Here is a 10,369-nt window from a genome sequence, read left to right as displayed (position 1 = left end):
AAAGATGTGATTGAACAAGTTGATTAAAATTATTACGGATTTGTAGAAGCAGAACTTGTAAGGACGGACTCAGATTAATAACCTGATAGGTAAAAAAGCACCAGGTAATTACGGGTATATTGGCAGCACGGGCATATTCAAAGCTACCGGTTCCTTCAATTAAATAACGCTGTTCTTGGTAGTAAACTTCGCCTTTACACTGGCAAAGCAAAGACCAGTGCTCGAATAAGCCCCATTTTATTTTTATAAATTGAGAAAGAACAGGCAGAGTCACCACATTTAAATCTATAGAAAACTCGGGTGACTGGTGTTTGATTCGCAATGCAGGTAATTCACCAGATACTTGATCAATATCTGCAAAGGAAAAATTATCAGAATTAAAAAGGCACTGTTCTTTTATAGAGTAACTTTTAAGTTGCCCCACCATATGTGGACTGGAGCTGACCAAAACTGTTGCAGTATCGAGCGCCTGCTCAAGAATGGCACTTTGATTAAAAAATACTGGTATTCGGGGCTGGCCGATAAGACTTATAAAATTAAGATAATGAAATGGAGCAGGCAGATTGGGTAGAATCAGACCCTGATGGATAATTTTAAAACGGCCTTTAGGCGGATGATAAGCCAAGTTCAGTTTAGAAAATGATTTAGGGTTCAGCTGCTGTGATTGATTCAACGACGTAATCAATTTAACCATACTGAACCCCCTGATTTGGTTAGGTTATAATACGACTTTGATGTCTTCGGGCCAAAAATGTTGTAATGAAACCTGATAATGCATAAATAATAGAAACAGTCAGTATTCCAACAGGTATATTGTACGTAATTGCTGCAAGAATCAAAACAACAGGAAGCATGACTGCAAAAGGTACACGTTTGCGATCCATCTGTTTAAATGAGTAATACTTGATATTAGAAATCATCAGGATTCCGATAATCAGCATCAGGACAGCATTGGTGGCTTGAATTCCCCGGTCCTGCAGATCAAAAATCGCTGGAAAATCTATTCCTACCCAGATTAATGAAACCACAATGATTGCAGCCAACGGACTTGCAATCCCGATAAAATAACGCTTATCGACTACTCCGATCTGCACATTGAAACGGGCTAACCGGAAGGCGGCACAAGCGGTATAGACAAAACAGCAAGCTAAACCAATACGACCAAGATCATTAAGACTCCAGCTATACATGAGCATTGCAGGCGCTACGCCAAAAGCCAGCAGGTCAGACAATGAGTCAAATTGTTCACCAAAAGCACTTTGTGCACCAATGGCACGTGCTACCCGTCCATCCAGACCATCTAAGAGCGCAGCAATAAAAATCGCATAAATGGCCTGACTATAGACTCCATTCATGCTCGCGACTATTGAATAGAACCCTGCAAGTAAAGCTGCGGTCGTAATTAGGTTCGGCCATAGATAAATTCCACGACGCCTTATTTTCTGCCCTTCATGAGTATGCTCTTCTTCGACTACTTCAAAGGTAATTCCATCAAATGAGTCGTGAGAATTATCATCCCGTTCAGGCTTAGGTATATTTGTCATTCTTATACGTCCTAACTATGACCTTATCCAATTTACGGTAAAATACAGATTATTCACCAACTAGCCAGCGTACTGCCGCATGTCCGCCAATTTCCTGCATGCGCAGATGTGGAAACAACCATTGTAGTGCCTCATCTGCATCTTCAGAAAACTTCCAAGGCGGATTAATGACCAGTAAACCACAACCATTTAAACCGACTGGCGTATCATCCGGCCATACACAGATTTCACAGATGAGCTGCCGGCGAATACCGGTCTTCATCATTTTCTTTTCAAAACGCTCAATCATGGCGCGATCCTTAATCGGATACCACACGGCAAATACGCCCGTCGGCCATTTTTTATAGGCATTCTGTAAAAGCTCTACCAATTGCGGAAAATCTTTACGTTCTAATTCATAAGGCGGATCAATCATGACCAGACCGCGTTTTTCTTTCGGTGGAATAACGGCCAGTAGTCCCTCATAAGCATCACGTTCATGCAGCCCAGCACGTGAATCACGAATATTGTCACGTAACTGCTGAAATATATCCCGTTGCATTTCAAACACTGTGGCTTTATCAATATCACGCATTCCCTGTAATGCAAACCATGGTGAGCCCGGATAAGCTCCTTGACCCTGCTGGCTACGCATACTTTCAACCAGTTTCAGGTATTGCTGTACGCCTTCTGGTGCATTACGCTTGACTGAGTCATCCAGCTTGACCAAACGGTGAATACCTGTCAGAAATTCACCAGACTTTTGTGCAGGTGCAGACGACAGATCATATTGACCCGCGCCGCCATGCGTATCGATATAACGATAAGGCTTGTCTTTACTATTCAGGCGTGTCAACAATTGCAGCAACAGTACATGTTTCATAACATCGGCAAAGTTGCCTGCATGGAAATGGTGACGGTAATTCATTTTTGCATTAATTCCTTAGTTCAATAGGCATTTTAGCATGAAAAAATGTTTCTTTAAGGAACTTCTCTTATTCTAAAATAATCCCTTACTTTTTATCCTTATTTTTTCGAGGTGATATGGAAGACGTTCTTCTACCGCAATCCTGGGCTCTTGACCAAGTGATCAGTGATTTACATCAACATGGTTTTGCAGTTATTGATCGAGCCTATGAGCAAGCTTATTTGCATGATTTAGTAGAAGAATGTACTGAAAATATTAATCGTTTTCGGGAAGCTGCTGTTCAAAACGGAGTGGTTACGCAAATCCGCAGTGACCATATTTTATGGATCAATGAGAATTTGCCTATTGCACAGCAACATATAAACACCTTGCAACAACTGGCTATCACACTTAACCGGGCATTCTTTACCAGTATTCGTGAAGTTGAAGCTCACTTCGCCTGTTATAATGCTGGCGAGTTTTATACTTTACACCGTGATAATCCCCAACAAAAAAATGATCGGGTTTTTTCTGCTGTTTACTACTTACATGAACAATGGCAGAGTCACTGGGGTGGGCAGTTGCGCTTACAGGATGTACATCAGGATTGGCATATTATTGAACCCACACCCAATCGATTGGTGATTTTTCAAAGTGATCTTTTGCATGAAGTCTTAAAGGCGCAACAACAGCGCCTGTCTATTACTGCATGGCTACGTAGTGGACCGGTGTTATGGTAAAGGCCGGGCCGGTCGCTTTAAATCTGTAAAACCAGCCTCATATATAAACTTAATATTTATAAGAGTAATGGCGAATGCTAGAAGATACCAAGCAACTGATAGCCCGCATCGGTGAAACAGATCAATTGTTCTTGTCATGCAGTACGCCTGAACTGGCGCTTGAGCGTGGGCAGTTACGCATGGAACTGGTAAATCGCAGCAATCATCGTCAGGAACAGGTTCATTTCTTACAGGAGGCTATTGTCATTCTTGAACAAGGCCGCCTGGAATATGAAGAAATGCCGTTAAGGGTTTACCTTGACCTCTCGATTCAGCTAGCTAAAGCTTATATGGTTTTCTTTGAATTGAATCGTGAAGCGCATTTTGCCTTAATTGCCCAGCAGATTTTAAAACCATTGGCACATTATGAGCATGGTGAAATTTTTCTGATTTTAGGCTATGCATCTGTTGCTAAAAATGAATTGGCTCTTACCCGGCACTGGCTGAGCAAATATACCAAGACTCAAGAGTTTGATCGGGAAACATTACGACAACATTTTGCCTTTCAGGCTGTGCGTAATGAGGACTGGTTTATGAAACTGCTTCAGTCGCGTGTTCATTGATTGAAATCAAAGGCTCTTCACAGAAGAGCCTTTTTTCTTATTCAGGATGCTTAGGATTTTTATCGTCTTCAACGTGCAGCATCTGGTTCAGCTTGTCAATAATCACAATCCATTCATCATCCTGATGCCAGTGTTCACGCAGGAAAGAACTCTGCCCCTGTGTCCAGAAATCTGCTTCTGGTAAAATTACATCAGAAGGAAGCTGATGATCTTTTGCAAACTGGTCTATAGAAGCTTCATCTGAAGGTAAGCCTAATTGCTCAAATAATAATTCTAAAGTGGGTTGTTGTTCGAGTACCATAACTTGACTCCTATTTGTTATTTCATCAATCTATAAACTAACAAATACGCAGAAAATTAGGGCTACAGGCCGATGTATTCTTGTTATCTTTTGTGATAAATCTAAAGATGACTATAAAAAAAGCGCCTATGACAGGCGCTTTTTATCAATCTAAAAAATAGATTATTTAAGCATATCAGCAACTGCTGCGCGCTCTTCTTCAAGTTCGTTCAGAGTTACGTTAATGCGCTCACGGCTGAATTCGTCGATTTCAAGACCTTGAACGATTTTGTATTCACCGTTTTCAGTGGTTACAGGGAAACCAAACATTACGCCTTCAGGAATGCCGTAAGATCCATCAGAAGGAATACCCATTGTTACCCATTTGCCGTTTGTACCAAGTGCCCAGTCACGCATATGGTCGATAGCAGCATTTGCAGCAGAAGCAGCAGAAGACAGGCCACGCGCTTCGATAATCGCAGCGCCACGTTTACCAACAGTTGGAAGGAATACGTCTTTGTTCCATTCAGCATCGTTGATTTTGTCTTTCAAGCTTTCGCCGTTCACAGTTGCAAAACGATAGTCAGCATACATGGTTGGAGAGTGGTTACCCCAAACAGTCATGTTTTCGATGTCAGAAACTGCAACACCTGCTTTTTGAGCAAGCTGAGTCAAGGCACGGTTGTGGTCAAGACGTAGCATTGCTGTAAAGTTTTTCGCTGGAAGATCTGAAGCAGATTTCATTGCGATGTAAGCATTGGTGTTTGCAGGGTTACCTACAACCAATACTTTAACGTCACGACTAGCCACTTCGTTAAGCGCCTGACCTTGACCGATGAAGATTTCACCGTTCACTTTAAGCAGGTCAGCACGTTCCATACCAGGACCACGTGGGCGTGAACCCACAAGAAGCGCGTAATCAGCATCTTTGAATGCTACTTTAGGATCATCAGTACCGATCATGCCCGCCAACAATGGGAAAGCACAGTCGTCTAGTTCCATCATTACGCCTTTCAGCGCTTGTTGAGCTTTCTCAACAGGAATTTCTAATAATTGAAGAATAACTGGTTGGTCTTTACCCAGCATTTCGCCGCTTGCGATACGGAATAACAGGCTGTAACCAATTTGACCAGCAGCGCCAGTAACGGCAACGCGAACAGGTTGCTTCATGTAATTATCTCCAATTGAGGATCGTCATAATGATTAAATAGCTGTTCTATCTAATCTTAATAAACATAAACGGCAAAGATTGTACTCCAATCGTCTGATAGATGCATGTAAAAGAGAATGGATTTCCCCTAAAGTCTGATAGGAAATATAAATGAAATCCTTTTCATACTTTCAGATTATCTTTAAGCATCAAATAATTGTTTAATATGCCCCTTTTACGGTAAAGCTACCTGGACAACTGGAGACGACTTCACTTGAGCACTGTTTATACTGCCCATTAACCCGGTAACATACCTGAACCTCTGTCAAGACAGGTGTGCCTCTTAAACTTTCACAACTAAAGCGTATTCCATTATTTGGCAAAGCAGGGTTCAGTTTTAAAAACTGCTGTTTTAATGAATTATTTTGCATTTGACGACTGACTGAGCCGGTCAGATCGGCAGGTATTTTTAAGCGCTCGGCATAATTAATAATGGTACGGAAATACTGGCTGGCATTCATTGGCAAACACCCTCCTACGCTATGCCATAACTGAGCACGGCTATTTTCACCCGGCATAATACGCGACACAACGTTTGCCTGAATGGGTGACAGATTTGCAGAAGAACTGGTTGTACAGTCTTCTTCTGTTGTTTCAGGCAGCAAACCGGCAATCGTCAATGAATACCCTTCCAGACACTGGCGGGTTTTCTGTCTGGATGAGTCCAGTGCACATACTGCCGGTGTCATTTGCACACGCATCACATACCCCTGCAAAGCTGGTGCAGCAAAGGCCGGAGAACTACACAACCCGATCACAGCAGTTACACATCCGGCAGCTGCAAAAGAAGAGGTTGCCTTTAGACTTATTTTCTTCATTGAAAAACTAGCTATAAATTGCAGTAACACATTAATTCACCAGACCCTTATGGTGTATTCCTGACCGGTATTACTTTCATCCGGTTCTGAATAGATTGTGGTCCTTGCCCCAATAGCACCCCATAATGAGTTGCATTTGCCATGACATTTTTAACGTAGTCACGGGTTTCAAGTAACGGAATGGCTTCCGTATATTGATCAGCAGTCAGACTCTGAAATTCAGGCTGCCAGCGCTTAGCCCTGTTCGGACCGGCATTATAGCCAGCCGTTGCCAATACAGGGTTATTACTGAGCTGATTTTGTATCATGGACAGATAATAAGTACCGTAGCGGATATTGGTATTCATATCAGTCAGGGCAGCCGGGTTATAACNNACATGTGAACGTGCAGAAGATACAAAACGGCTTTCCTGACGCATAAGTCCATAAGCCCAAGCAGGATCTACTCCCACATTGCGGCTATGACTCACCACTGTACCCTGATGTGGAGTAGCATAACGGTAACTGTAATTATGCTGTCTCACTGTACGTTCTGCGGCATAGATTGCTCGATCATACCATCCCATATCATGAGCACGTTTCGCCGCAGCGAGTAATAAACCATCATCCTGCTTCAGGTATGCCTGACGTACTGCCCAGTTCCACTCACGGTTAATATAGCTATCTGGTGCATTAATACGGCGCAAGGTAAACGCACGGTTAAAATGAATATTCTGGTTCAGCCGCTGCATGTCTTGGCTAGAAGGTTGCTGATTACCCGGCACACTGCTGTACCTTTGGCCCAACTGATCCTTTGCTAACAGATTATGATAATCATCGCCTGCCTGGGCCAATTTACTATAGATAGCTCGTGCTGTCTGGCGTGAACCACTGTCATTTCGTTTTTCCACGCTACGGGCCAGCCAGTATTGCCAGCGGTCTTCCTGTTTCTGGGTGACTGTCATACTATCAATCGCACGGATTACACTCTCCCACGCTCCAAAGCGAATCGCCTGTCGCGCATAGATTTCTGCTTCTTCAGGGGTAAATGGATAACCATAGCTGGTATCTAAAGCATTCAGGACTTCCCGATTAAAATTATTCTTCATGACAGTAGTACCGCCAATATAACCTACTGTGCGATACAAATAGCGTTGTACATCGGCAGGCGTACCCTCAGCCGCGCGTTTTACCGAAGATAACGCTGTTTCCAGTTCGTTATTGGCCAAACGTCCCAGGGCAAAAATCAGATAAGCATGATCAGTTGGAGTCGCTTTTGGTGCAGACCATAAATAATTAAGCGGATTAGCCTGAATCTGGTTCAGCTGGGCCAATGATAAAGGTAGCCCAATAGTTTGTGCCGTTGCCAGCGCCTGACCCGACTGTCCTGCCCGTAGTTGTCCCCATAAACGCTGCTGGCGATCTTGGGCAGTCATTAATGGACTGGCTAGCATCATACGCCCCAAACCGGTACACGAATCAGGCTGGGATTCAGTAGTAAACCATATATCCTTATACTCGGCGAAGACCAGAGGGTCGCCAGTCTTAGCCCGCACCTGGGCAACCGCACAGCTCTCTGCACGGTCAGGATTGGTTACATAAGCCAAAACTGGCTGGGCATTGGCATAATCAGCCTGTTTTACTTTTTCTTCTACATAGTCAGCGGCAAGTTTCTCAGTCATGGCAGCCTGTGGATACCGCTGGGCAAAGCTGATAATTGCTGAAGGCGACTGAAAACCCAGATTGGTATTTAATTTCCAGTATTCCGGATAATAGCCAAGCACATCATTTTGCATAGCAGCCTGATACTGATCTAACAGCGCAACATTACCCGCGTTGGCAGCCCTTAAGGCATCATTAAACTGCTCGTCAGCAGCCTGGCTACAATGTATACCGAATACACTCATCAAGCTTCCAAGCAAGATGCGCTGAAAACTTTTGTTTTTTAATCCATATTTACTTAATGAATTATTTTTCTTGAGATGCATACCCGCCCTTTTCCAGCTGCAAAACCCAGTTCCGGACCGATAGTTTAATTATTCTTTATGATCACTACTGTTGTGTTATGTAACCTCATGATTCACCTCTCATTAATTCAAAAGTAATTTTGTCTGTAAAATCAACGCAAACTGAACTGAATTTATTTTTAGGGCTTTCGTTAAAAATACTGTTAAAATGTGCGACCTTAAAAATCCCTTTACCGGTCGATCTATGTATATTCAGGCCGGTTATCTGATCATTATCCTTTAGGAGCCTACATGACGGTTCAAACCTTCATTCCAAATGGTGCCAAAGCTGCCTCAGAAAACACTGTTACCCAGCCACAGCACACCCCTGCCGACAATATGCCAGTTAAAAAACTGTATATTGAAACGCAAGGGTGTCAGATGAATGAGTATGACAGTCACCGTATGGCAGACCTTTTAGGCGACTCACATGGCTATATCCTGACCAGCAATCCGGCTGATGCCGATATCCTGCTGATGAACACATGTTCAATCCGTGAAAAAGCACAGGAAAAAGTGTTTAGTGAGCTGGGCCGCTGGCGTAAGCTAAAAGACCAGAATCCTGACCTGGTGATTGGTGTGGGTGGCTGTGTGGCCTCACAAGAAGGCGATAATATTCAAAAGCGTGCGCCTTATGTCGATATGGTATTTGGCCCGCAAACCCTGCACCGTTTACCGCAAATGCTGGACCAGCATATAGACCAGCTTGAGAAGCCAAAGAAAGAGAAGATCAAGCTGGTCGATATTTCCTTTCCGGATATTGAAAAATTTGACTTTTTGCCCGAACCACGCGTAGAAGGCTATAAAGCTTTTGTTTCAATCATGGAAGGCTGTTCAAAATACTGTTCGTTTTGTGTAGTTCCTTATACCCGTGGTGAAGAAGTTTCACGTCCGCTGGATGATGTACTGGCCGAGATTGCTGGTCTGGCAGAAAAAGGCGTTCGCGAAATCAATCTGCTTGGCCAGAACGTAAATGGCTATCGTGGAGAGACTTTCGAAGGCACTATCTGTACCTTTGCTGACCTGCTGCGTCTGGTGGCCGAAATTCCGGGTNNTTGGTCGGGTTCGTTATACCACTTCACACCCGTTAGAATTTAATGATGATCTGATTCAGTGTTACCGCGACTTGCCACAAATGGTCTCACACCTACATTTGCCGGTACAAAGTGGTTCAAATGACGTACTTCAGGCAATGAAGCGTAACCATACTATTGATGTTTATATTGAAAAAATAGCCAAGCTTCGCAAAGTCCGTCCCGATATGCACTTATCAAGTGATTTTATTATTGGATTTCCAGGCGAGACTGATCAGAATTTTGAAGAAACTTATCAGTTTATTCAGGAAATGGACTTTGACCACTCTTATAGCTTTATTTATTCCAAACGTCCTGGTACACCAGCCTCAGAGCTGGCAGATGACACACCGGAAGAAGTGAAAAAAGAGCGTTTAGCACGTGTTCAGCAATGGATCAAGCAATCCAGTATTGCAAAAACAAATGCCATGCAAGGAACGATTCAACGTGTTCTGATTGAAAATATTTCAGAAAGGGATCCGAACCTGCTAGTCGGTACGGCCGATAATACCCGTCTGGTTACCTTTATCGGAGACCCGGCCTGGGTGGGACGTTTTGCCGAGATTGAAATTACCGAAATTAAAACTTTAAATTTAGTTTACGGAGAACTCTTGAATCTTGAGCCTGACGTGGCGTAATGTAAGGGGAACGACAAAAATTACTTAAAGGATTTCTCTTGACTGCAGCGATTCGACGTACAGTAAGTTTCCCTGGCATTTCTATGGAACGCCTTAAGAGCATGTTAGGTGCTTATAACGGACATATGAAACAGATTGAACAGCGTCTGGATGTCAAAGTTACCCATCGTGGTGATAGCTTCTTTGTAGATGGTGAAATCGATGCAGTTGAACGGGCAGAAAGCCTGTTACAGCGACTGCATGAAGAAGCCGAGGTTTCGCAGCAGATCAGTGCCGATGTACTGCATATGATGATTCAAGGCAGTCAGACCGAGCGCGAGCTGATGGATGATACCGAGCAGGAACATACCGGCCTCGACAGTGTCTGGTTACAGACCCGAAAAGGCCGGATTAATCCACGCGGTGCCAACCAGAAACGTTATGTGCAGCGCATTTTGCAAAGTGATATCTCTTTTGGTATCGGTCCTGCTGGTACAGGTAAGACCTATCTGGCGGTTGCTGCTGCAGTCGATATGCTAGAACGTAATGAAATCCAGAGAATTCTTTTGGTCCGTCCGGCGGTAGAAGCAGGTGAGAAGCTGGGCTTCCTGCCG

General features: G+C 43.6%; 10 protein-coding genes and 1 pseudogene. 4 read left to right on the top strand and 7 right to left on the bottom strand.

What is annotated here, in order from left to right; genetic code table 11:
• From B3X18_RS08415 to B3X18_RS08405, 3 genes are all read right to left on the bottom strand, one after another.
• A partial coding sequence (locus tag B3X18_RS08415) for a DUF6670 family protein (RefSeq protein WP_349679911.1) occupies nt 1–694 on the bottom strand: 694 nt, incomplete at its 3' end.
• Between the two features lie 19 nt (nt 695–713).
• Nucleotides 714–1,544: a CDP-diacylglycerol--serine O-phosphatidyltransferase gene (gene pssA, locus B3X18_RS08410; protein ID WP_005024502.1), complete on the bottom strand. Its 831-nt coding sequence runs from the start codon at nt 1,542–1,544 to the stop codon at nt 714–716.
• Nucleotides 1,545–1,593: 49 nt separating this feature from the next.
• A complete protein-coding gene (locus tag B3X18_RS08405) occupies nt 1,594–2,451 on the bottom strand; it encodes a 23S rRNA (adenine(2030)-N(6))-methyltransferase RlmJ (RefSeq protein ID WP_005024500.1) in 858 nt (285 codons plus the stop codon).
• A 116-nt stretch (nt 2,452–2,567) separates the two neighbouring features.
• Between B3X18_RS08405 and B3X18_RS08400 the strand changes: the two genes are divergently transcribed.
• Both B3X18_RS08400 and B3X18_RS08395 read left to right on the top strand, forming a co-directional pair.
• The gene (locus B3X18_RS08400; RefSeq protein WP_005024498.1) at nt 2,568–3,170 is read left to right on the top strand and encodes a 2OG-Fe(II) oxygenase; all 603 of its coding nucleotides are present in this window, start codon (nt 2,568–2,570) and stop codon (nt 3,168–3,170) included.
• 74 nt (nt 3,171–3,244) lie between these two features.
• On the top strand, nt 3,245–3,772 hold the full coding sequence (locus tag B3X18_RS08395; protein WP_005024495.1) for a hypothetical protein: 528 nt from the start codon (nt 3,245–3,247) through the stop codon (nt 3,770–3,772).
• Nucleotides 3,773–3,809: 37 nt separating this feature from the next.
• Here B3X18_RS08395 and B3X18_RS08390 read toward each other — a convergent pair whose 3' ends face one another.
• The 4 genes from B3X18_RS08390 to B3X18_RS08375 form a co-directional block, all read right to left on the bottom strand.
• Complete coding sequence (locus B3X18_RS08390) at nt 3,810–4,073, bottom strand: DUF2789 family protein (protein ID WP_005018415.1); 264 nt, start codon at nt 4,071–4,073, stop codon at nt 3,810–3,812.
• 162 nt (nt 4,074–4,235) lie between these two features.
• Nucleotides 4,236–5,222, bottom strand: coding sequence for a malate dehydrogenase (locus B3X18_RS08385; RefSeq protein ID WP_005018414.1), 987 nt, complete (start codon nt 5,220–5,222; stop codon nt 4,236–4,238).
• Between the two features lie 201 nt (nt 5,223–5,423).
• The gene (locus B3X18_RS08380) at nt 5,424–6,080 is read right to left on the bottom strand and encodes a ribonuclease T2 family protein (RefSeq protein WP_005024492.1); all 657 of its coding nucleotides are present in this window, start codon (nt 6,078–6,080) and stop codon (nt 5,424–5,426) included.
• A gap of 47 nt (nt 6,081–6,127) precedes the next feature.
• Nucleotides 6,128–8,047 carry a lytic transglycosylase domain-containing protein gene (locus B3X18_RS08375; protein ID WP_286935393.1) on the bottom strand — a complete coding sequence of 640 codons (1,920 nt, stop codon included), beginning with the start codon at nt 8,045–8,047 and terminating at the stop codon, nt 6,128–6,130.
• A gap of 270 nt (nt 8,048–8,317) precedes the next feature.
• On the opposite strand from B3X18_RS08375, the pseudogene miaB reads away from it, so the two are divergent.
• Both miaB and B3X18_RS08365 read left to right on the top strand, forming a co-directional pair.
• Nucleotides 8,318–9,776 (top strand): annotated as a pseudogene (miaB, locus tag B3X18_RS08370) (tRNA (N6-isopentenyl adenosine(37)-C2)-methylthiotransferase MiaB).
• Nucleotides 9,777–9,814: 38 nt separating this feature from the next.
• Nucleotides 9,815–10,369 (top strand): PhoH family protein (locus tag B3X18_RS08365; RefSeq protein WP_286935392.1); only part of this gene is annotated, 555 nt, incomplete at its 3' end.

The organism is Acinetobacter sp. UBA6571, assembly GCF_002434085.1.
GTDB lineage: Bacteria > Pseudomonadota > Gammaproteobacteria > Pseudomonadales > Moraxellaceae > Acinetobacter > Acinetobacter radioresistens.
Note: the sequence above shows the minus strand (reverse complement) of the source record. Positions and strands in the feature narration are given on the sequence as shown.